The sequence below is a fragment of the uncultured Algoriphagus sp. genome, from assembly GCF_963974365.1.
GTDB lineage: Bacteria > Bacteroidota > Bacteroidia > Cytophagales > Cyclobacteriaceae > Algoriphagus.
Map to the genome: position 1 here is coordinate 1 of NZ_CAXBBX010000008.1, position 24,072 is coordinate 24,072.

General features: G+C 41.5%; 19 protein-coding genes. 15 read left to right on the top strand and 4 right to left on the bottom strand.

The features are described from left to right. Positions 1 to 161 precede the first annotated feature (161 nt). Positions 162 to 605, top strand: coding sequence for a hypothetical protein (locus tag AACZ87_RS11655; RefSeq protein ID WP_339867340.1), 444 nt, complete (start codon positions 162 to 164; stop codon positions 603 to 605). 99 nt (positions 606 to 704) lie between these two features. Then, complete coding sequence (locus tag AACZ87_RS11660) at positions 705 to 1,532, top strand: hypothetical protein (RefSeq protein WP_339867342.1); 828 nt, start codon at positions 705 to 707, stop codon at positions 1,530 to 1,532. A gap of 178 nt (positions 1,533 to 1,710) precedes the next feature. Here the strand turns inward: AACZ87_RS11660 and AACZ87_RS11665 are convergent, their stop codons facing one another. Further along, complete coding sequence (locus tag AACZ87_RS11665; protein ID WP_339867344.1) at positions 1,711 to 2,025, bottom strand: hypothetical protein; 315 nt, start codon at positions 2,023 to 2,025, stop codon at positions 1,711 to 1,713. Between the two features lie 162 nt (positions 2,026 to 2,187). Between AACZ87_RS11665 and polA the strand changes: the two genes are divergently transcribed. The 6 genes from polA to AACZ87_RS11695 all read left to right on the top strand — a co-directional run bounded on the left by polA (position 2,188) and on the right by AACZ87_RS11695 (position 9,803). Next, positions 2,188 to 5,016: a DNA polymerase I gene (gene polA / locus AACZ87_RS11670; protein ID WP_339867345.1), complete on the top strand. Its 2,829-nt coding sequence runs from the start codon at positions 2,188 to 2,190 to the stop codon at positions 5,014 to 5,016. A 193-nt stretch (positions 5,017 to 5,209) separates the two neighbouring features. Beyond that, a complete protein-coding gene (radA, locus tag AACZ87_RS11675; protein WP_339867347.1) occupies positions 5,210 to 6,583 on the top strand; it encodes a DNA repair protein RadA in 1,374 nt (457 codons plus the stop codon). 224 nt (positions 6,584 to 6,807) lie between these two features. Continuing rightward, positions 6,808 to 8,121, top strand: coding sequence for a tyrosine-type recombinase/integrase (locus AACZ87_RS11680; RefSeq protein ID WP_339867349.1), 1,314 nt, complete (start codon positions 6,808 to 6,810; stop codon positions 8,119 to 8,121). Positions 8,122 to 8,254: 133 nt separating this feature from the next. After that, positions 8,255 to 8,947 (top strand): hypothetical protein, encoded by a 693-nt coding sequence (locus AACZ87_RS11685; RefSeq protein WP_339867351.1) that lies wholly within the window; start codon positions 8,255 to 8,257, stop codon positions 8,945 to 8,947. Between the two features lie 86 nt (positions 8,948 to 9,033). After that, on the top strand, positions 9,034 to 9,495 hold the full coding sequence (locus AACZ87_RS11690; RefSeq protein ID WP_339867353.1) for a type II toxin-antitoxin system RelE/ParE family toxin: 462 nt from the start codon (positions 9,034 to 9,036) through the stop codon (positions 9,493 to 9,495). Further along, complete coding sequence (locus AACZ87_RS11695; RefSeq protein WP_283411820.1) at positions 9,492 to 9,803, top strand: helix-turn-helix transcriptional regulator; 312 nt, start codon at positions 9,492 to 9,494, stop codon at positions 9,801 to 9,803. Before AACZ87_RS11690 ends, AACZ87_RS11695 begins: the two co-directional genes overlap by 4 nt. Before the next feature lie 372 nt (positions 9,804 to 10,175). Here the strand turns inward: AACZ87_RS11695 and AACZ87_RS11700 are convergent, their stop codons facing one another. Beyond that, the gene (locus AACZ87_RS11700; protein WP_339867356.1) at positions 10,176 to 10,340 is read right to left on the bottom strand and encodes a group II intron maturase-specific domain-containing protein; all 165 of its coding nucleotides are present in this window, start codon (positions 10,338 to 10,340) and stop codon (positions 10,176 to 10,178) included. Between the two features lie 161 nt (positions 10,341 to 10,501). On the opposite strand from AACZ87_RS11700, the gene AACZ87_RS11705 reads away from it, so the two are divergent. Further along, positions 10,502 to 11,893 (top strand): sulfatase-like hydrolase/transferase, encoded by a 1,392-nt coding sequence (locus tag AACZ87_RS11705; protein ID WP_339867357.1) that lies wholly within the window; start codon positions 10,502 to 10,504, stop codon positions 11,891 to 11,893. 115 nt (positions 11,894 to 12,008) lie between these two features. Here AACZ87_RS11705 and AACZ87_RS11710 read toward each other — a convergent pair whose 3' ends face one another. Further along, positions 12,009 to 13,595, bottom strand: coding sequence for an ABC-F family ATP-binding cassette domain-containing protein (locus AACZ87_RS11710; protein ID WP_339867358.1), 1,587 nt, complete (start codon positions 13,593 to 13,595; stop codon positions 12,009 to 12,011). A gap of 289 nt (positions 13,596 to 13,884) precedes the next feature. Between AACZ87_RS11710 and AACZ87_RS11715 the strand changes: the two genes are divergently transcribed. The 6 genes from AACZ87_RS11715 to AACZ87_RS11740 all read left to right on the top strand — a co-directional run bounded on the left by AACZ87_RS11715 (position 13,885) and on the right by AACZ87_RS11740 (position 23,013). Next, entirely contained in the window at positions 13,885 to 14,928 is a 1,044-nt protein-coding gene (locus AACZ87_RS11715; RefSeq protein ID WP_339867359.1) for a family 43 glycosylhydrolase, read from the top strand. Positions 14,929 to 15,187: 259 nt separating this feature from the next. Then, a complete protein-coding gene (locus AACZ87_RS11720; RefSeq protein WP_339867361.1) occupies positions 15,188 to 17,338 on the top strand; it encodes a beta-L-arabinofuranosidase domain-containing protein in 2,151 nt (716 codons plus the stop codon). After that, a complete protein-coding gene (locus tag AACZ87_RS11725; RefSeq protein ID WP_339867363.1) occupies positions 17,331 to 18,875 on the top strand; it encodes a glycoside hydrolase family 43 protein in 1,545 nt (514 codons plus the stop codon). The genes AACZ87_RS11720 and AACZ87_RS11725 overlap by 8 nt, the downstream gene beginning before the upstream one ends. Positions 18,876 to 19,053: 178 nt before the next feature. Beyond that, a complete protein-coding gene (locus AACZ87_RS11730) occupies positions 19,054 to 19,941 on the top strand; it encodes a virulence RhuM family protein (protein WP_339867364.1) in 888 nt (295 codons plus the stop codon). Positions 19,942 to 20,014: 73 nt separating this feature from the next. Next, positions 20,015 to 21,859: a sugar-binding domain-containing protein gene (locus tag AACZ87_RS11735; RefSeq protein WP_339867365.1), complete on the top strand. Its 1,845-nt coding sequence runs from the start codon at positions 20,015 to 20,017 to the stop codon at positions 21,857 to 21,859. 5 nt (positions 21,860 to 21,864) lie between these two features. Then, complete coding sequence (locus AACZ87_RS11740; protein ID WP_339867367.1) at positions 21,865 to 23,013, top strand: aldose epimerase family protein; 1,149 nt, start codon at positions 21,865 to 21,867, stop codon at positions 23,011 to 23,013. Positions 23,014 to 23,142: 129 nt separating this feature from the next. Here the strand turns inward: AACZ87_RS11740 and AACZ87_RS11745 are convergent, their stop codons facing one another. After that, positions 23,143 to 24,060 carry a serine hydrolase gene (locus AACZ87_RS11745; protein WP_339867368.1) on the bottom strand — a complete coding sequence of 306 codons (918 nt, stop codon included), beginning with the start codon at positions 24,058 to 24,060 and terminating at the stop codon, positions 23,143 to 23,145. Positions 24,061 to 24,072 lie beyond the last annotated feature (12 nt).

Genomic DNA, 24,072 nt, shown 5'->3' on the forward strand with positions numbered 1-24,072 from the left:
GAAAGTGACAACCAAAATCAGGTAAGGTCAGGGAGTCTTCGGTCATCGGTCTTCCTACCAGATAAGCAAAGATTCTAGGATGACTGGCAAGAATGCGGATAATCATATAATGTAATCTAAGAATGCTAAGTGCATGATCAATTTCCCAATATAATCAACCAATGGATCAAAATCCTTCCTTTCCTGTATTCCCAATGTCCTTTCGTGGAATTCTACTCTTATCCGGGATGTACACAATTGCCTGGTCTGCTATTTTCAGACTGATGGGAGGATCTATTATCAACTGGCTGGCTGATGGAAAAGTGATTGAGGCAACACTTCCGACTGCTTATTATGGAGGATTTGGGATTTTGGTTGGACTGCTGATTTTCTTTAGTGCCTTTTACCCAGTAAGTTGGGTGTACCTGATCATTGCTGGTATTGCAGGGAAAATTATACTAGCGATTTGGTTTGCACTGGGTTTTATTCCTGATTTGGGCTGGCAAAAAAGAGCCGCATTTCAGCTTATTTTTAATGAGATTTTGTGGACCGCACCTCTAATAGTTGTTTTTCTCCGAGCTTTACAAGTGAAAGTCTATTTAAGAGAGAAATTAAATTCTCAGTAAAAGGTCCACGTCATCTTTAAAAAGCTGTGACACAAAAAATTATCTCATTATTTTAAGTGCGTGAATAACCTATTTTTATACTATTTATAAGCTAATTATATGAAGGCTAATCTAAAAACTTGCTTCTCACTTGTGGTTCTCCTATTCATTTTTTCTGTTGCTTCGGCTCAGGAAAAACAGTTTGACAAGGTCGTCAAAATTGATGGAGAAGAGATGATAGGAAATGTCACAGCGATCAATGATGATGCGATCAGTTTTATTCATAAAGGCGAATCTCTGACCTATACAGTTAAAACTACCGACATAAATAAAATTCAGTTTGCGAGCGGGAGAGTAGAATTCTTTACTGAAACCCCTAGTGCTTCACCGGCTGCTCCTGCAGCGCCGAATTCAGGAAATACTGTACAATCTCATCACAATCAAGTTGCAGTTTTACCATTTGATTATATGGGGTCAGGCGGCTCTAGAGATGATAAAATGGGACTCAAGGTTCAATCTGATTGCTACACTTTTCTAAAAAAGAAAGCTGCAATGTTCAATATCCAAGATCCCATGACTACCAATGCATTATTAGTAAAAAATAACCTTCATGTGGATAATCTAATTGGACTAACTCCAGGTGAAATGGCCAATCTATTGGGTGTGGAATATGTGATATACGGCTCGGTAGTTATCACCCAAACAGGAGTAACAAATAGCAGTTCTAACGCATACTCAAGCAAGAGTAATGGAAATAGATATAACTCAACTAATTTTGGTTCAAGCACTTCATCAGCTAGCTTCAACACCAATGTAGATATGAAGATCTATAATGATCAAGGGCAAAATATCTATGCAGATACTCATGACAGTTTCTGGCCTGATGAAAATGCCTACGAAATTACATTACAATATTTAATCAAAAGAACACCATTATACACCAAATAGCTTGGGAGTTACACTATTCAATAGCCGACACTATCACTAATGGTCCCCTCTTTCATTTAAGAAATTTCCTGTTCAAATATCTCGTAAGACTACTTTTTCAACGGATATAATACTACAAAGAAAAAGGCTGACAATAAGTTGTCAGCCTTTAGTTTGGTCGATTGGTAATTAGATTTGCTTAAGTAAGCAAAATCAAAAGTAAAAGAATGATAATAATTGCACCCACGGAAATATAAACTCCACCACCTGCACGCTTGGCTTCTTCCTTCATTTCTTTCAACTCCATACGTACATCTTTCTTTTCGTCCTTACTCATGGAACTAAAGTCCATGGCTTTGATTTCATCGACTCTAGCCTGAATCTCTGCAAGACGCTCTTTTTGAGCTTCTGTCAATTCCGTTTTATCTTTTTTGGAATTATCGTCATTTGCCGGCGCTGCTACAAGCATATGAGCGGAGAATACAAGTGCGAGAATTGCGAATAATTTTTTCATAAGAATGTTTGTTTAAAGTCAGGTTTCAACTATTGTCAATATTACAGCCAAACTCTGTCGCACTATCAATGGATATAGCTAGATTTTGGGTAGCTCCTTGTCTAAAATTTGTAACTTGCTTGGCTAAAACGCAGATGCCTTTTTACTATAAATTTACTTCAAATGTCCCAAAAACAGCCCTGTAAGCTTTTTTTACTCGATGCCATGGCGCTTATTTATAGAGCGCATTTTGCCTTCAGCAAAAACCCCAGAATCAACTCCAAAGGATTGAATACCGGCATCATGCTGGGCTTTACCAATACCTTACTCGAAATAATTGATAAGGAAAAACCTACCCACATTGGGGTCGCCTTCGATACCCACGCCCCAACGTTCCGCCATGTTCAGTACGAACCCTACAAAGCAAACCGCCAGGAACAGCCAGAAGATATAGCTGTGGGCATTCCTTGGGTGAAGGAAATTGTGAAGGCTTTCAACATCCCGATTTTGGAATTAGACGGCTACGAAGCTGATGATGTGATTGGTACTTTGGCCAAGCAAGCCGAGAAGGAAAACTTCACTGTTTATATGATGACGCCCGATAAAGATTATGGGCAACTTGTAGATGATCATATTTTCCTCTACAAGCCAGCCTTCATGGGAAATGGGGTAGATATCATGGGGCCAAAAGAGATCTGCGCCAAATGGGATATAGAGCATGTAGATCAAGTTCGGGACATTCTCGGCCTTATGGGAGATGCTGTGGATAACATTCCTGGTATTCCTGGAATTGGACAAAAGACCGCTGTCAAACTTCTAAAGACCTACGGCACCGTAGAAGAATTGGTGAAAAACACCGCTGATCTGAAGGGAAAGCAAAAGGAGAATGTGGAAAACTTTGCCGCGCAGGGTATTTTGTCAAAGGAACTTGCCACGATCAAATGCGATGTGCCAATTACTTACGTTAAAGAAGACTTGAAATACGAGGGAATCGACGAGGAGAAAGTTCGTGCGATTTTTACAGAGCTTGAGTTTAGAACCCTAGCTTCCAGGGTTTTCAAAGGCACAGACAAAAAAGCTGCAGTTCAGAAAAACGATCAATTAGGACTTTTCGGAGAGGCTCCAGCTGCTACAGCCTCTTCCTCACCTGCAATAGAATTTGAAGAGGAATCTGTAAACGTAGCCGAGCAAAAAGCCCCGGATACTATTCACAGCAATATTCAGAATTATCACAAAGTAAAAGGCAAGGCTGAAATCTTGGAGCTTGTTGAGTATTTGGAGATTCAAAAAGAGCTTTGCTTTGATACAGAGACTACTTCCGTAAATCCAATGGAGGCAGAATTGGTTGGAATATCCTTCGCCTATGTCACAGGGGAGGCATATTATATTCCTTGTCCAGAAAGTCGGGAGGAGACCTTAGCTATTCTTGAGTTACTGAAGCCGGTTTTTGAAAACGAAGCTGTTCTGAAAATTGGCCAGAATATCAAATACGATATTTTGGTACTGAAAAATTACGATATCGAAGTCAAGGGAGTCCTTTATGACACCATGCTTGCACATTACCTGATCGATGCGGACGGAAAGCATTCCATGGATTGGCTGGCAAAGCAATACCTGAATTACGAGCCAGTTTCCATCACAGAACTGATTGGCAAAAAGGGCAAGAATCAGGGAAATATGCGTGATGTTGACGAAGATGAAGTGACTGCTTATGCTTCTGAAGATGCAGATATTACGCTGAGGTTAAAAGCAGAATTTGATCCCTTATTGAAGGAGAATAACCTTGAAAAACTTTTTGATGAGGTAGAAAATCCACTGATCAATGTACTCGCGGACATGGAATTTGAAGGAGTGCGGATAGACATGGAAAGTCTGGCAGAAATGTCCCTTTTGCTGGAAAAAGAAAGTAAGGAGATCGAGAACACAGTCTATGAAATGGCTGGAGTTCGCTTCAATCTAGCTTCTCCAAAGCAACTGGGCGAAGTGCTTTTTGACAAACTAAAACTCGATCCCAAAGCCAAGAAGACTAAAACCGGCCAATATGCCACTGGCGAGGAAGTGCTAAGCAAACTGGCCCATGAGCATGAGATCATCCAAAACATTTTGGACTTCCGCCAAATGGTGAAGTTGAAATCTACCTATGTGGATGCCTTGCCGCTCTTGATCAATTCCAAAACAGGTAGAATTCACACGACCTATAACCAGTTTGTGGCTGCAACAGGCCGTCTTTCTTCCATCAATCCAAACCTTCAGAATATCCCAATCCGAACCCAGAGAGGCCGGGAAATCCGAAAGGCTTTCGTCCCAAGAGATGAAAACCACATCCTATTGGCAGCGGATTACTCTCAGATTGAATTGCGGATCATGGCGGCTTTTTCAGGCGATGAATCTATGATCGAAGCCTTCAAAAGCGGAAGAGATATTCATGCGACTACCGCTGCAAAGATCTTCCAGGTTCCCCTGGAAGAAGTGACTTCAGATATGCGTAGAAAAGCCAAAACAGCCAATTTTGGGATTATTTACGGTATTTCGGCTTTTGGACTTTCACAGAGATTGTCTATTTCACGCGGTGAGGCCAAAGAGATTATTGATTCCTATTTCAAGGAATTTCCTGCTGTGAAAGAGTATATGGATGGAGCCATTGAAAAAGCCAAAACTCACGAATACGTGGAGACTATCCTCGGTCGCCGGAGATATCTTCGGGATATCAACAGCCGAAATGCTACCATGCGTGGCTTTGCGGAGCGAAATGCAATCAACGCACCAATCCAAGGATCTGCAGCCGATCTGATCAAAGTCGCCATGATCGATGTGCATCAATGGATGAAAAAGGAAAACCTCAAGTCCAAGATGATCCTTCAGGTGCATGATGAATTGGTTTTTGATGCACACAAGGATGAGGTTGAACTCCTTAAAGCCAACATACCTGGTCTGATGTCCAATGCCATCAAAATGGCCGTACCGGTAGAAGTAGAAGTTGGAACAGGCACGGATTGGCTGCAGGCGCACTAGGAGGTTGGAAGTTGAAGGTTGGAAGGTTGGAAGGTTTTAAATTCGATATTCAACGTTCGGCATTCATTATTTATAAATTGAAAGTTTTGAAAATAACTTCCAGATTAACTTGCTAGGAAAAATTCACTTCCTAATTCAATCTCCGAGGTTCCAGCAAACCTCGTAAATCGCATATCGTAATTCCCGTATCCCAATGGCTAAAATAAAAACAACATTCTTCTGTCAAAACTGCGGTGCTCAAAGTCCAAAATGGGTAGGCAAATGCCCTGCCTGCGGGGAATGGAATACCTATGTGGAAGAAGTAATCCAAAAGGAGGAATCAGGGAAAGGGTCTTGGAAAACTCCAACAACAGGCACCAAAAAAGCATCTGTACCTAAGAAAATCCAAGAAGTCAACTACGAGGAGCAACCAAGATATGTAACGGGAGATGCGGAGCTTGATCGGGTTTTGGGAGGAGGAATTGTGCCGGGTTCACTGGTATTAATTGGCGGAGAACCTGGAATAGGGAAATCTACGCTGATGCTTCAGATTGCTCTGATTCTCAATACCAAAAAAATCCTCTACGTCTCCGGTGAGGAAAGCGAGGCTCAGATCAAGATGCGTGCGGATCGTATGTCTGCAAAAAACCCGGAATGCTACGTGCTTTCGGAAACAAATACCCAACAGATTTTTCAGCAAATCGAAGCGCTAAAGCCAGATTTACTGGTGATTGATTCTATTCAAACCTTGACTTCTCAGTATGTAGAATCTGCTGCAGGCTCAGTTTCCCAAGTCAGGGAATGCACTGCCGAACTCATGAAGTTTGCCAAGGAAACAGGAACTCCGGTATTCCTAATTGGTCATATCACGAAAGACGGTTCCATCGCAGGACCAAAAGTGCTGGAGCATATGGTGGATACCGTTTTGCAGTTTGAGGGAGATAGACACATGAGCTATAGAATTCTGCGGACTTCCAAAAACCGATTTGGATCTACCCATGAACTTGGTATCTATGAGATGCGCGTCGAGGGTCTTCGTCCAGTAGCAAATCCCTCGGAAATCCTATTGACCCAGCGGGAAGAAGTGCTAAACGGTGTGGCAATTGGCGCCATGATGGAGGGAAACCGCCCATTGCTGATCGAAATCCAATCCTTAGTCAGTCCAGCAACTTATGGGACTCCGCAGCGAAGTAGCACGGGCCATGATGCCAAGCGATTGAATATGCTACTGGCAGTATTGGAAAAGCGGGGCGGAATGCGACTTGGGCAGCAAGATGTGTTTTTGAATGTAGCAGGTGGACTAAGAGTGGATGATCCAGCGCTAGATCTGGCAGTTTGCGCCTCTTTGATTTCCAGCTATGAGGATACGCCTGTTTCTGAGCAGATTTGTTTTGCGGCAGAAGTTGGTTTGGGTGGAGAAATACGGGCTGTTCACCGAATCGAAAACCGAATCGCAGAGGCTGAGAAACTAGGTTTCAAAAAAATCATTGTCTCCAAATACGCTGTGAAAGGCTTGGATCTCAGCAAATACAAAATCGAAGTCATGCCTGTAAGTAAGCTGGAGGAGGTTTATCAGAAGATTTTTTAGGAATTTCAAGTGCTAAATGGTCCTTGGAGAAAAAAGTTTGGAGCCGGTACGTCGAAAGATTAGTAAAGCACGTGGAGGGTAATAAAATCCAATGAAGTAGGATTCTGAATCACAATTAATTGCGCATAGTAGCTCTATAGAAATATATACGCAACCGTTTATTTTTTTCGCTTGTGATCACTTCTATAGAAATTCGAGTCTTCGGTAGGAAGATCTTACTTAAAATGCCCAAAAATGACACTGACATCCATTTTGTCAAAGGAATCACTTACGCTAGGTGGAATCAAAATCAATTCGTTTGGGAAGTACCGCATTATCCAGGCAACTTAGAAAAGTTAAAGGCCTATTTTGGAGATAGAATAACTCTTATAGAAAAAGATGAGGTAATTAATTTAAATCATGTGGCAAAACCCACAATTGAAAAAGACGAGATTTTAATAATACAAATTCAAAAGAACCGCCTTAAACTACTATTTGCGTATGTTCCAGAATTAATAAAGCATATAAAAACCATTCCTTATTCAATCTGGGATACCAAAAATAAGTGGTGGAAAATACCCTATAGTGAACAATTCCTTGGAGAAATAAGTCAAGTTGCGAAGCGCCTTGGCCTTAAAATTACTTTTGAAAAAGAACCTCCCAAGAAACATGGGATCAATAAGTTGAAACCTAAAGAGGCAGCCTATTACAAAACATGCCCAGATACCTATTTAAACAAGCTCCAAGAGCTACGCTATAGCGAAAACACTGTAAAAAGCTACGTTCCGCTTTTTGAAGAATTTATAAATCATTTTCCAAAAGAAGATCTTGACTCATTTAATGATAGACATGTGATGGAGTTTTCAAGATTTTTAGTGACAGAAAGAAAGGTATCTACCTCATATCAAAATCAGGCGATTAATGCTATCAAATTTTATTTTGAGAAGGTATTAGGAGGAAAAAGAAAGTTGTATTTTGTGGAGCGTCCAAGGCAGGAACAGACGCTTCCTACAGTATGCAGTGAAGAAGAAATCAAACAAATATTATATGGCATCCAAAACATCAAACATAAAGCCATTTTGAGCACTATTTACTCGGCAGGATTGAGGATCAGCGAGCTGATCAACCTTCCCATAAATGCGATAGATTCGGATCGAATGCAGATCTATGTAGAAAATGCTAAAGGAAACAAAGACAGGTACACGATTCTGTCCAAGAAAATATTGGAGCTTTTACGAGAATATTTCAAGAAAGAAAGGCCTCACTATTGGTTATTTGAAGGAGCGGGAAGCACCAAGGAAAAACCTGTTCAATACACATCGCGAAGTATCCAGCAGATTTTGAAGAAGGCGTTAAGTAAGACCAAGATAACCAAGCATGTCACAGTCCACACGCTAAGGCATAGTTTCGCTACTCATTTATTGGAAAATGGGATTGATCTTAGGTACATACAGAGTCTTCTAGGACACAGCAATTCCAAAGCGACGGAAGTCTACACCCATATTACAACCAAGGGATTTAGCCAGATCATCTCTCCATTAGACAAATTAGATATATAAAATATATACGAAACTAGTTGCGTATAGCGACTCGTTGGCGGTCAGCTTAAAATACGACAACCAATAGACACGGAACGAATAAATGGACAAATCAAAACGACTTTTACTTTTTGGAATTTATGTCATTTTGTGTATGATAGCAGAGGCAATTATATTATGGTTATTTCCATACACAGGACTTGGTGGACTAATTTGCTGGCCATTGACAATATTAATTGCAATGGGACTTGGTTTAATTATTTTTAAGGTAACTAAACGACAACTAAAAATTTGGCAACTTTCGACACTTTTTTTATGCGTATTTTCATTTCAAATATTCTTACAATTAATGACAACCCCTCAAGACTTCGGTGGGACGACTTTATATAAAATCAGAGACACTTTTAATGCTTATGTGAAATACGACAGTATTAATTACAGCGATTTTGCAAATTTGACGACAGGAGAAAGAGTTGCATACATTTACAAGTTCAAAGAAGAACTACCCGACAAATTTATTGCCCTTCAAATTGACAGCACAGGACAAAATTATGAAAGTTTAAACCCTAGAACCCATCTATTTGAGTTCAAGAAAGGAAAAATTCAATATGATTCAAGACAATTGAAGTTAATTAATAACAACACTTCAACAACTATCATTGAATATCTACCAAACTCTGACACTATAATACATAAAACAGTTCGTGACATTTTTAGCCCTCAATTAATGGGTTGGAGTGAAAATGGATATAACTTTTTCAGAAAAGAAGACGACTTCGAAATGACAACAGGAATTGAAAAACTACTATATGGAATATTGGAACGAACAAGAAAGCCGAACCGCTAACACGGGTTTGGCAAAAGTGGCGGTTCAGTGCTCCGCAGACACATTTGTGGTTAATCAAAGTTTGGTTCTCCGCATAAACATTTGTGGTGAAAATCGCCACCTTCGCCAAGCCCGAAAACGTTACCAGCAATGATCTTCAAAGCGCGATCTATTGTTTCTTAATTAGGAAACATATATCTTTACTTCAAAAACGAACGGTGAAGGAAAAGTTTCGAGTAGAGTTCATGGAGGAGGCTGCTAACTTTTTAGATGACGTGGATGAAAAATCCAGAGAGAAGATTCTCTTCAATATTTGGAAGTCTAGGCAAATAAATGACAAAGAACTTTTCAAAAAATTGAAGGGTGAAATTTGGGAATTTCGAACGTTGTATCAGAAAACCTACTTCCGACTTTTTGCTTTTTGGGACAAGTCTGACAGCCAAGATACTGTGGTCATTTCCACGCATGGACTGATCAAGAAAACTGGAAAAATACCGAACTCAGAAATTGAAAAAGCTGAACGTTTGAGAATAAATTATTTTGAGAGCAAGCAAAAAAGAAAGCCATGAAGACATATTCACTTGAGGAACTAACAGACAAACACGTTGGAAAAAAAGGAACGCCAAAGCGAGATGCGTTTGAGTATGAACTCCGAATGGACTTATTAGGGCAGGCCATCAAGGATGCTCGTAAAGAGCGCAACTTAACACAGGAGCAACTTGGTGAACTAGTTGGAGTTAAGAAAGCACAAATTTCCAAACTAGAGAACAGTCTAACAGATGCCCGATTTGAAACCATCATCAAAGTATTCCGAGCATTGAATGCCAAAATCAACTTTAACGTCGAACTTCTTAACCGACGGATGGAAATAGGGTAAATGCTGGTAATCGAGTAGACGGCCGTGAGCCATAAGCCCACAGCCAGTCCCGATTTACGGGAGTGCGCCTCTCACACCACTCCCGCACGTGCGGGATACGGGTCTTCCCGATTCTCGGGACAGGCTGTATACGGCGGTTCTCTGAATCTCAGGTTTTGATTTAGAGTAATAGTCCAGCATACTTAGATAACCTTTTCTTATCAGCCTTGAAAGTGTGATTGTCGTCACCAGTATTGGACTTTGAGCCACAGCCCATCCTCCTTTTCTGCCTCCCCACATTCTGGCTCTTTCGCTAAAAATGTCCTAAGGGACAATTTCTTAACGCTCAGCCCTTCCATGCATAGGAATGGTCTTGATCCACTCCCAATCTGATCAGGTTTTTACGTTTTCGCTCAGGCTTTTTCTCCCGTAAGTACGGGACCAGATGCAATATCGGAGACGGTTTCTTAACCACTCATCGAGTGATTTCAGTTTGGCTGTGATACTGGCGAGACGATAATTGTTTATCCAGCCCCTACACGCTATCTCTCTGTACATCCAAGATCAGAGTAATCTTAAACTAGAAAAATTAGATTCTAGTCCTTTTGCCCAATTATCACTGAAGATCGCGTATTGGTCAAATAGAACCACCAAACTTGCCATTAATCAATAAATTCGCCCTTAGTCTAATTTTCAAAAGAACGCTTGAATCTACCCCTATGAGATATTTTGCCCTCAGTCTATTTTTTGTCTTTTCATCCAATTTACTTGCTCAGGATAGAACTGCTGCAGACAAGCCCAATGTAATCATCATCCTTACCGACGATCAGGGATATGCAGATGTGGGCTTCAACGGCAGCACAGAAATCCCAACCCCGGGAATTGATCGAATTGCAAAAAATGGGGTAGTATTTACTTCCGGCTACGTTTCTTATGCAGTTTGTGGGCCTAGCAGAGCGGGCTTGCTTACTGGCAGATATCAGGACAAATTTGGCTTCGCAAAAAACCCGTTGATGGCTCCGAAGGATTCACTGATGGGGCTTCCTCTCAGCGAGGAGACCTTAGGCGCCGCCATGAAAAAAGCAGGATATGCCACGGTTGCTTTTGGAAAATGGCATATGGGGGTTCACCCGACTTTAAGGCCAAATAAAAGAGGATTTGATGAATTTTATGGATTTCTCAGCGGTGGACATAGGTACTTTCCTGAGGACTTTACCTTGCAGGATATAGAGCAATCCAAATCCCAATACGATGCCTATAATACCAAATTGCTCAGAAATACCGAGCGGGTAGAAGAGACAGAATACCTCACGGATGCCTTGTCCCGAGAAGCTGTTGATTTCGTCCAAAGACACCAGAAAGAACCGTTCTTCATGTATCTAGCTTACAATGCACCACATGCACCTATGGAGGCTACAGAGAAGTATCTCAACCGGTTTTTGCACATCAAAGACATCAAGCGTAGAACCTATGCTGCCATGGTAAGTGCGGTGGATGACGGGGTAGGTACTTTGTTGGATAAACTGGAAGAATTGGAGCTAGATGACAATACCTTGGTTTTCTTTTTATCTGATAATGGCGGACCTACCGCACATAACGCTGCTGACAATGCTCCTCTACGCGGTTTCAAGGGTGATTTCTTTGAAGGTGGAGTACGCGTTCCATTTGCGGTACAGTGGAAAGGTGTCATTCCTGAGGGCATCAGGTATGACAATCCTGTGATCTCTCTGGACATATTCTCCACCGCTGTTGCTTTGGCTAAAGTGACTCCTAAAAACGAACTGGATGGAGTGAATCTGATTCCTTACCTGACTGGTGAAAACAATGGAATTCCGCATCAAGAGCTTTATTGGAGAAATTACGACACACAGAAATTTGCGATCCGGACAATAAACAGCAAACAAATCCTAAAGAAGGATGAAACTTATCTTTTTGATATCCAAAAGGATATCGCTGAAAAAATAAATTTAGCTGCTACTCAGGCAGAGCGGGTCAAAGCATTGGAAAATATGATCAAAACCTGGGAAAAGTCCTTGATGGATCCAATTTTCATGGGTTTGTCAGAAGACAAAAAATACTCAGAACTACATCCTGATCGGTTTAATAAGTAGTCAGTATTGCTGTCTAGCTGGTTGCGACCAAATTTCCTATGATTCAAAGCGGAACTGATCGAGTAGAGATGACCGAAGTAACTTCAAAGCATATCCTCAGTTTTCGCTAGATCTCTCAAAGTTGGATGGAGGACTCTATCATCACCTGCTCTAGAAAAGACTCATCGTGGGAAACCACGAGCAATGTACCCTGATATTCGTTGATGGCAGCGGTGAGTATTTCGATGTTTTGGATGTCCAGGTTATTGGTCGGTTCATCCAAAATGATCATATCCGGTGCATGACTGCTGATCGTAAGGCAGCAGAGCATGAGTCGCATGCGTTCTCCTCCACTAAGCACACTACAGGATTTACTCCAATCTTCTTTAGTGAAAAGAAACCGATTTAGCCTGATTTTGACTTCATGTTCTTTCAGTTCGGAGGAATTATATCGCTCTGCTTGCTCGTAAACACTTAGGCTATTGTCTATCAAGGAATAATCCTGATCGATGTAAACAGCATTTATTTCAGCTCGGAAAAGTTTACCGATCTGAGGATTTAAATCTCCCAATATAAGCTTGATCAACGTAGTTTTTCCAGAGCCATTTTGTCCCTTCAGGGCAATTCTCTCACCACTTGTAATCTGAAAATCCAAGTTAGTTTTCCACAGGTTCTGCCCATGGTATGAGAAATTCATGTAATCTGAAGTAATGAGCACTTTGCCTCTGTGCAACTTAGCATTGTCAAAGCCAAACTTCATTTTATCGATGTCCGGCAACTCTTTTCTCAATTCCTGCAATTCCTGAGAAATCCCTCCAATTTTCTCAGTATGGACATTTTTGATTTTTGAAGTACTCTTTTCTGCGTTATTTCGAAGCGTGTTCATCATGATCGTCGCAATTCCAGCTTTCTCCTGCTTTTTCTTGCCTCGGGCATCCAACTTTTGCTGTCTTTCTATTGTTTCCCGCTCTTTCTCTTTGGCCTTTCGCAACGCCTTTTCCTTGCTTTTTACATCATGGTCGAGGGCAGCGAGTTCCTGCTGTTTTTGTGCAGCGTAGAAATCATAATTCCCTCCATAGGTGTGGATACCTCTTCGGGTGAGTTCGCATACAGTATCCAGCAGGTTCAGCAGTTTCCGATCATGACTCACTAGCAATAAAGCATTGGAAGTGGAGGAAATATAATTGTAGAGCAGATTTCTGGATTCCGTGTCAAGATGATTGCTCGGCTCATCAAGCAGCACCAGATCAGGCTTATGAATCGCAATCCCAGCCAGAAAAACCTTAGTTTTTTGCCCGCCACTGAGGTTTTTAAGTTTTTCTGAAAGATCAAATTCTGAAATTTGCCAATACGCCAGCGCTTCTTTACATCGCTCTTCTACAGTCCAATCGTCGTCAAGCAAAAGCAAATTGCTTTCAGTCGCTTTTCCATCGAGAATTTCATGAAAGGCCGTGAGTTTTTCGGAAATTCCCAGAGCCTGAGCTATGGTGAGATGATTGAACTGCCCGAAAATCTGAGGTATATAATAAGGTTGGGATTCTATTATCAACTGCCCGTCTGAGGATGCGATTTCCTGAGCGATGATTCGCAAAAGGGTGGATTTTCCCACACCGTTATTTCCAATTAAGGCAACTTTTTGGTGTTGATTAAGGGTAAGGTTGATGTTTTCAAACAACAAATCCTTATTGGGATGTATATAGGTGATATTCTGTAAAATGAGCATAATTTCTCTTTGAAGATTAAACAAACAGCGTTGCCAAGAGGCTGGATTGCCGTATTTATAGTCAGAAAGAAATTAGATTTCACATAGTGATTGTGCGGGAATGAGGTGCAAATATAGTGGAAAGGTATAGACAGTAAAAATGGGGATAGAATTTCTAAAGGTGAATTCTCTCCATATTAAACGGAGTTAAAAGTAAAAATCCTGTGAGGATTTTCATCTCCAAACTCTCCTTTCGAATTTCTCACTAGAAAACATTTTCGTATAACTTGGAGAGTCAAATTTAATCGTCATGCCCATTGTCCCTCTGCTAATCATCCTATTCACAGTATATCAGAATCCTTCTAAAATTGAGGCGGCTGAGTATTCATTGCATACTAATGACACGCTCAGGTATGCCAATCCTGTCTTTGAACCGGTGCTTGCAGACCCGACAGTCGTTCAGGTTGGCGCGGAATTCTATTCTTATGGCACAGAGGATAATTGGGGTGAAGAGGGAGGCTATCACTTGGTTCCTGTGATCAAGTCGAAAGACCTGATAAACTGGGAATTGCTAGGCAACTCTATGGACAAAAAGCCTGAATGGAAAGAAAGAGGAGGCATCTGGGCACCGGACGTCACACAAGTCGGGGAGCAGTTTTACATGTACTATTCCTTTTCCACTTGGGGAGATCCAAACCCAGGTGTGGGATTGGCAATAGCTGAAAGGCCGGAAGGTCCATTTGTAGATGAAGGGAAAGTTTTTGACTCAAAGGAAATTGGTGTCGCTAATTCAATTGACCCATTTTATATAGAACAAGATGGGAAAAAGTACCTAGCCTGGGGAAGTTTCCATGGTTTGTACATGACTGAATTGACTGCTGATGGCAAAAAGCCTCAAGGACAAAAAATCCAACTTGCAGGTAATCATCTGGAAGCAGCCTATATCTATGAGAAAAATGGATTTTACTATCTTTTTGGTTCTGCTGGAACTTGCTGTGAAGGAGCAAATAGCACGTACAAAGTTCTAGTCGGAAGGTCGGAGAATCTGGAAGGACCTTATTTTGATCAGCAGGGTAAAAGTATGCTAGATGCTGACTCTGGGACTTTGGTGGTAGGTCCAAATGCAAGCGGAAATGGCTATGCCGGCCCAGGACACAATGCTGAAATCATTACAGACTCAGAAGGTCAGAATTGGCTACTATATCATGGGATGGCCAAGCAAAAACCAAAACTCAACAATGGGACTAACAGAAGAACTTTGCTATTGGACAAGATTAGCTGGAAAGAAGGATGGCCCTCAATTGAAAATTTTGAACCAAGCATCACCTCACAAAAAGCACCAGTTTGGAAGTAGAGTTTTTTATAGTCTCCTAGGTATGAGGGAGTATAATTTCCTATAGGAATTATAGACTTTTAGATATTGCCCTCAAAAATAAAGTGCTTTTTAGATTTTGATTACTACCTTGCTAGCTAGAGTCAAATCTATTTTTAATAACAAAAACCCAAACCTATTATGAAAAAGACCTACACTAGAAACACAACTAAGATCAAACCTAGTTTGAAGCAAGGCGTTGCACTTTCGGGAACATTTATTGTCCCAAAACCTGCTAAAAATGTTAAAAAACCGCTTTAAATCAACGCTTGCACTGATTTTCTGTGCAGCACTGATTTCTTGTACCACTGGTATAAAATCCAATAACTCGGTCACAATCGTCGACCGAATCCCCACAGAAAACACAAATCAATTTTACATCAGCAACCGGGCGCCTTTGGCGCCCAGTGCGCTGATTAAGCTTCCCGTAGGTGCTGTGAAGCCAGAGGGATTTTTAAAAGAATACCTCACCCGTCAGAAAAATGGCCTTACTGGTAACCTAGGAGAAATTTCCGCTTGGCTTCAAAAAGAAAATAACGCCTGGCTCTCTAAAGATGGCACTGGAGAATGGGGCTGGGAAGAAGTGCCCTATTGGCTGAAAGGATACGCCAATATCGGCTACATCATGGAGGATCAGGAAATGATCAATGAATCCATGATCTGGCTGGAATCTGTGCTTACCAGTCAGCGGGAAAATGGTGATTTTGGACCCAAACTTATGGATGGAGATCATCCAGATTTCTGGGCAAAAATGATCATGCTATACTGTCTGCAATCGTATTACGAGTATTCTCAGGATGAGCGGGTGATCACGCTCATGACCAATTATTTCAAATATGAACTGACAGTTCCTGATGAGGAATTCCTCGAAGGATATTGGCAAAGATTACGTGGGGGAGATAATCTTCACAGCGTGATTTGGCTTTACAACCGCACAGGAGACGATTTTTTATTAGAACTAGCTGAAAAAATCCACCAGAATACTTCCGATTGGGGAGGGAGAGATCTGCCTATCGAACAGGTGAAAAATTATTATGAAGTGCGTGATGGAGGCGAAGTTCCTGATTGGTATCGCGATCAAGTCGATTGGCACAATGTAAACCATGCGCAGGCATTCCGCGAACCAGCCCAGTATTATCTACTGACCAAGAACGAGAAAGACCTTCAGGCCACTTATGAAAATTTCAACATCATCCGTGAGCATTTCGGTCAGGTTCCTGGCGGCATGTTTGGCTCTGATGAAAATGCAAGACCGGGATATGCAGATCCACGCCAAGGCGTAGAAACCTGTGGAATGGTGGAGCAGATGAATTCCGATGAGCATTTACTGAGAATCACGGGAGATCCTTTCTGGGCGGACCATGCCGAGGAAGTTGCATTTAACACGTATCCGGCAGCTGTGATGCCTGACTTCAAGGCCTTGCATTACATCACTTCACCAAATATGGTTTTGCTGGATGCTGAGAATCACTCTCCAGGAATTGCCAACTCTGGCCCATTCCTGATGATGAATCCTTTCAGCTCACGTTGCTGCCAGCATAATCATGCGCAAGGCTGGCCCTATTTTATAGAAAATCTCTGGATGGCAACACCTGATAATGGTGTAGTGGCAGCAATGTATGGAGCTAGCAAAGTGGAAGTGAAAGTTGGAGATGGAACAATTGTAAACATCGAAGAAACAACGCACTACCCATTTGAAGAGGAAATCAAATTTGCCTTGAGCACAGAAAAAGCGGTAGATTTCCCACTTTATTTACGTATTCCCGCATGGGCAAAAGAAGCTTCCATTTCCATCAACGGAGAAGTAGTGAAAGAAAATATTTCCGGAATCGGCTATGCTAAAATCAGCCGAACTTGGACTAACGGAGATCAAATTTCGCTTTCCCTTCCGATGGAAATCCAAACCAAAACTTGGGAGAAAAACAGCAATAGTCTAAGCGTAAGTAGAGGTCCTTTGACCTATTCATTAAAAATCAGAGAGAAGTATTTCAAAAAAGACAGTGAGGAAACGGCCCAATGGGATTCCAAATGGCAGAAAGGTGCAGATACAAAAAAATGGCCGTCTTGGGAAATTCATCCCGTAACGGATTGGAACTACAGTTTGGTAGTGGACGAAAATGATCCTGCATCCTCTTTCGAAGTAATGGAAGGACATTGGCCAAAATCTGATTTCCCATTCTCTCTGGAGGAAGTTCCAATTAAAATCGTAGCAAAAGCCCGTCAGATTCCCGACTGGAAACTGGATCAATATGGTTTGGTGGGAGAATTGAAGGATCTTCCAAAGATTTCCGATCAGCCCATAGTAGATGTAACACTAGTTCCAATGGGTGCAGCGAGGTTAAGAATTACCGCATTTCCTCAATTAGAAAATAACCCAAAAATCAATGAATAGGCTGATAAGCTCATCTAAAATTATTGCACTACTTTCCCTAATTATTGGATTTTCCAATATCGGATTAGCTCAAACACAATCCTTTTTTAACCCTGTGTTGGAAGGCGATCGCCCAGATCCAACGGTGGTGAAGGTTGGCAAATATTATTACGCTTCGGCCACCTCTAACGAGTGGGCGCCGCTTTTTCCAATCTTCAAATCCGATGATTTGGTGAATTGGGAGCTGGTAAACTATGTTTTTCCAGATGGAGCTCCAGATTGGGCAAAGAATAACTTCTGGGCTCCCGAGCTTTCGTATGATGAGGAGCAAAATAAAATCTACGCTTACTATACTGCCCGAGATAAAGAAAGCAATAGGCTTTCCGTCGCAGTAGCTAGCGCAGATTCGCCGGAAGGAAAATTTAAAGATCATGGCCCACTTGTCGCTCAGGAATATGGATCTATCGATGCTTTTGAAACGCGGGATGAAAATGGGAAACTCTATGTCCTTTGGAAGGAAGACGGGAATAGTAAAGGGCAAAAAACTCCCATATGGGCGCAGGAAGTAAACGAGGAACGCACCAAATTGATCGGTGAGAAGCATGAGCTTTTCCACAATGATCAGGAATGGGAAGGTGGTTTGGTAGAAGGCATTGCCATTTTCAGAAAGAACGGCTATTTCTATGCGACTTATTCTGCTCGTGGTTGCTGCGAAATTTCCTGTGACTATGTAACTGGCGTAGCACGAAGTAAAACACTTCTGGGACCCTGGGAAAAGTACGATATGAATCCAGTCATCAAGGATAATGAGAACTGGAAATGCCCTGGACATGGAACTGTCGTAGAAAAAGATGGAGAGCTTTGGTTATTAAACCATGCTTATAATCAGGAGGGGTCTGTTTATGTAGGTCGGCAAGGAGTTTTGCAAAAAGTAGAATGGACAGCTGATGAATGGCCAGTTTTCGCAAACGATGAAAAATACGAGCGTAGCAAAGCTTCCTTGGAATTTAATGACGATTTTAAAAAGCGACTGGATCCAGTTTGGCAATGGAGAGTGACCCAAGATATCAATTACGAAACTGGCAAAAATGGTCTCATACTTCAGGCTTCTGAGGAAAATGAAACGCTTGGAACACTCTTGGTTCAAGGCACAAAATCTCTGGATTATCAATACGAAGCAACAGTAATTCCTGACGGGAATGCTGCAGCCGGGTTGGCGGTAATTGGTGGTGCTAATAATGGCTTCGGTGCCCCTCCTGCAGGAATGGGCATTTCTGTAAAGGGAAATCAACTGATCCTTTGGGAAACGATCAATCAGAAAACTAGAGAAATTGCCAAACTAGCGATTCCAGACAGCAAAGAAGTCAAATTAGTTTTAAGCATGGAAGACGGCTACAAAATGACTACTTCGGCCCTTGTGGATGGAAAAGCAATTCAAATTGGCGAGACACAAGACGTGAAGCATCTTGTGCCTTGGGGCATGGGATTCCGCCTTGGATTAGTAGCCAAAGGACCAACAGATTCTTATGCCCATTTCAAGGAAGTGAAGATTTATTAGAAGTAGCAAGTAATTAGTAGCAGGTATTAGGATGCAGTTTTCATCAAGTATGTTTTAGAAAATGGTGATTCAGACAATGAGTGATGTAAATAATTTTCTGCTTTATACAGCCCCTTCCGGTGAGGTTCGGGTACAAGTTTTTCTGAAGGATGAGAGTCTTTGGTTAACCCAAAAGGCTATGAGTGAGTTGTTTGGTGTAAATGTACCTGCGATAAGCAAGCACCTAAGCAACATTTTTGAAGAAGGTGAACTTCAAGAGAATTCAGTTATTTCCATTTTGGAAACAACTGCTGCGGATGGGAAAAATTACAAAACCAACTTCTATAACCTAGACGCTATTATCTCGGTAGGTTACCGAGTAAATTCTTCTAAAGCTACCCAATTTAGAATCTGGGCCACACAGACTTTGAAAGAGTACATCATCAAAGGTTTTGTGATGGATGATGAGCGCCTAAAACAAGGAACGAACAGCTTTGGTAAGGACTACTTCAAGGAATTACTACAGAGGATTCGTTCCATACGTGCCAGCGAACGTAGAATCTACCAACAGGTGACAGATATTTTTGCCGAATGTAGCATTGACTATGATCCTAAATCGGAAATTACCAAGGAATTCTATGCCATGGTGCAGAATAAGTTTCACTTTGCTATTACAGGTAAAACCGCGGCTGAAATCATTCATCTTTCTGCCGATTCGAAGAAAGAAAAAATGGGACTCACCACCTGGAAAAATAGCCCTGACGGAAGAGTACTAAAATCTGATGTTATTATTGCTAAAAACTACCTTCAAGAAAAGGAAATTAGACAATTGGAAAGAACAGTGACAGGATACTTTGATTACATAGAAGGATTGATAGAAAGAGAAAACATATTTACAATGGCTGGCTTGGCAGAAAGCGTAAACAAATTTCTAAATTTCAATGAATACAAAGTCCTAACTGGTAAAGGTCATATCTCTAAACTTAAGGCAGACAAAAAGGCAATAAGCGAATACGAGGACTTTAATAAAACCCAAAAAATCATTTCTGACTTTGATAAGGAAATTAAAAAATTAAAGAAGACCTAGCATTGATGTGTCTCTTCATAAAAACAATGCATTTCACTCTTTAAATCCCCTAGATCAATAAACCTATTATCCTATGAAACACAAATTAATAATTAGCGCTTGCCTGCTCTTTGCCCAGCAAATTGCGACAGCACAAACTAGCCAATACAAGCCTGTAGAAGGAAAAATAATGACTGAGTGGGCATCTGAGGTCACCCCAGAAAATGTCCATCAGGAATACCCACGTCCACAGATGACCCGTGAAAATTGGGTGAATCTAAACGGACTTTGGGACTATGCTATCAAACCAAAAGGTCAGTCAGCTCCTACAAGTTTCGACGGGGAAATCCTGGTGCCATTCGCTGTGGAATCAGCGCTTTCTGGAGTTGGGAAAACTGTAGGAAAGGACAATGAACTTTGGTACAACACGACCTTTACCACTCCAAAAAAATCAAGCAAAGACAAGGTTTTATTACACTTCGGCGCATCAGATTGGGAGACGGAAGTATTTGTCAATGGCCAAAGTATTGGAATTCACAAGGGCGGATATGATCCTTTTGATTTCGATATCACAGAGCATCTGAAATCCGGTAAAACTCAAAATTTGCAAGTTCGCGTATGGGATCCAAGTGATGACGGACCTCAGCCACGTGGTAAGCAGATCAATAATCCTCATGGGATCTGGTACACTCCTGTGACTGGCATCTGGCAAACTGTATGGTTAGAAACTGTAGCTGCAGCCTATATATCTGGCTTGAGAAATGCATCAGATATTAAAAGCAGTCAGATAATGGTAACTCCGGAAATTTCAGGAGCAGCCGCTGGCCAGCAAGTAAAAGTATCTGCCTGGAAAGATGGAACAATGCTCGCTGAGCAAACCATATCTCCTACCCAAACGGCTAAGTTAGCTATCAAAGATGCACAGCTTTGGGCACCTGGAAATCCAGTTCTCTATGATTTGAAAGTAGAACTAGTAGATGGGAAAAAAGTAATTGATGTAGTTGGAAGCTATGCAGCTTTGAGAGAAATCAGCATGGCTCCCGATGAAAACGGAATTCAGCGAATGATGCTGAATGGTGAGTTTTTATTCCAATATGGACCGCTTGATCAAGGCTGGTTTCCTGACGGATTGTACACAGCGCCAAGTCATGAAGCAATGGTTTTTGACATTCAAAAGACTCAGGATATGGGCTTCAACATGATCAGAAAGCACGTGAAAGTGGAGCCTGCAACTTGGTATCATGCCTGTGACAAAATGGGAATGCTGGTGTGGCAAGACATGCCTAGCGGAGACATGGGAAATGGTTGGGAGATGAAGCTTGCCGTGTTGGGAAGCGGAACAGACCGTGATAGAACGCCAGAGTCCGAGGCTATTTACAAGGAGGAGTGGAAAGAGATCATGGATGATTTCTATAATTTCCCTTCCATCGTAGTTTGGGTACCTTTCAACGAAGCTTGGGGTCAGTTCAAAACCAAAGAAATCTCTGAGTGGACAAAAAACCATGATCCTTCACGGTTGGTGAATAGTGCAAGTGGTGGAAACTTCGAAATGGAAGGAACGAAGATAGCCGGAGACATCATCGATTTGCACAATTATCCAGATGCAAAAATGCCAGCACCGGAGATTTATGGAAAAGATAATATCTTGGTGCTTGGAGAGTTTGGTGGATTGGGACTTCCAGTGGATGGGCACGTTTGGCAGCAGAAAGACAATTGGGGCTATCAGAGTTTCAAAAATCAAGATGAGCTTTACGATCGATATGCCGGGCTGATGACTAGATTGGGGGAATTGATAGAAGCAGGTCTTTCGGCAGCAGTGTATACCCAGACTACCGATGTGGAAGTGGAGACTAATGGACTGATGACATACGATAGAAAGGTCATCAAATTCGATGTTTCTAAGATGAAAAGCATACATTCACCTTTATATAAAAAGTGATCAAAATGAAGAATCATTTCAATAAAGTTCTTGGCGCTACCGCGCTTGGCATTTTACTTTACAGCTGCGATAGCAAACCAAAAGAAGAAATTAAAGTCGAGGACACTGTGGAAGAGCAGGTTTTCGGCACAACTTTTCAAAATAAAAAAGTGGAAACATACGAGATCAAGAATGCCAATGGCATGAAAATGAAAGTCACCAACTTTGGTGCACGGGTTACCAATCTTTGGGTTCCTGATAAGGATGGAAATCTGGTGGATGTGGTTCTAGGGTTTGAAACTCTAGACGAGTATACTTCAAGTGGTGAGAAATACTTCGGTGCAGCGATTGGTCGCTACGGCAATAGAATTGCAAATGGAAAATTCACGCTTGACGGAGAAGAATACACTTTGCCTCAGAATAATAATGGACAAACGCTTCACGGCGGTCCAGGCGGAATGGATTATGTCATTTGGGATGTGGAAAAGTCCGGAGAAAATGGATTGATCTTCAGCTACACTTCACCAGATGGAGAAGAAGGCTTCCCGGGAGAACTGAAAGTGAAAATGATCTATACACTGACAGATGACAATGAATTCAAAGTCACTTATGAAGCGGAAACTGATAAAGCCACTCCTGTGAATTTGACTCACCACTCTTTTTTCAACCTTAATGGAGCAGGAAATGGAACTGTGTTGGATCATACACTTCAACTGAATGCGAGTGAATACACACCGGTGAATGAGGTGCTAATTCCAACTGGTGAAGTGGCATCCGTGAAAGAAACACCTTTTGATTTTACTGATCCAACCACAATTGGCGAAAGAATAAACCAAGAAAATCAGCAACTGAAATTTGGCGGTGGATATGACCACAACTGGGTGTTGGACAAGACTGGAAATGAATTGACAGAGGCAGCAGTGATATCTTCCCCTCAAACAGGAATAGAAATGGAAGTTTGGACTACTGAGCCAGCGATCCAATTCTACAGCGGAAATTTCCTAGATGGATCTGTCACAGGAAAAGGAGGAAAAGTCTATGAACTGAGATCTGCATTCTGCTTGGAAACCCAGCATTATCCTGATTCTCCGAATCAACCGAATTTCCCGTCAACTATCTTGAAACCGGGAGAAAAATATGAACAAACTTGTATTTATAAGTTTGGAACGAAGTAAAAGTAGAAAGCCATCCTGAGAAATCGGGATGGCTTTTTTAGTTTTTTTTTAAACCGCAAAGGACACAAAGAACGCACAAAGCGCACAGCTGAGATATCGTATGCCTAGTCCTGACTTGTGCAGACAAAGCTAATTATTTCCTTTCTTAACCACATATTCAAATACAGTTTTAGACATCCCCGCCAACTGCTCAGTTCCGGTATCAAAATCTTGTAAATTCTTCGAAAGTAGTACAAGCACATACGATCTTCCATCAGGTAAATAGACAATTCCGGCATCATGATGAACACCAGTTATTGATCCTGTTTTATGAGCAACGCTCACTGTTTTCGGTAAGTAAAAAGGAATGATTTCGTTGAATTTCTGATCCTTCATGATTGCAATCATCTTTTCACAATCCTCCTTAGTCCCAGCAGTATGTTGAGCGATTGCTTTCATGATCTGCATCAAATCATTCGCAGTAGTGGAATTACTCAATCCTAACTCGTAAGCTTTAGTATCCTCCACTCCTCTTAGCACCTCGATTTTATCCGCTCCCAAGTCGCGCATCGTGGCAGTTACATTTTTTGCTCCTACCAATTCTATAAGAACATTAGTGGCCAAATTACTGCTTACGGTGATCATGGAATACATCAAATCTGTGAGAGTGACGGTCGTTCCGATCTTACTATAAATCACATCATCACTATCTACTCCGATATCCATACTATACAAACTACTGTCCACAATACTTCTGAATTCATTCTTAAGCAAAATCGAATCATTCAAATCGATTTTACCCACATGCTGCTGTTTGAAAAGCTCAATCATAACGGGTACTTTCATCGTGCTGGCAGCGTGGAATTCCTCACTGGCATTGATAAGTAAACTGTCGGAAGGATCTGACAAATTGTAAAAAGCTACAGCGACATCACCCTGAATAGAGTCTAGCTGAGACTGTAATTGCTCATTGAGTGTAGGTGCATTTTCTGTTTTTTCCTGGCATGAAAAAAATATGATTGCTGAAAATAAACAGATGATCGATGGGAATGAAGGAATAGATTTCATGAGTATTTCATT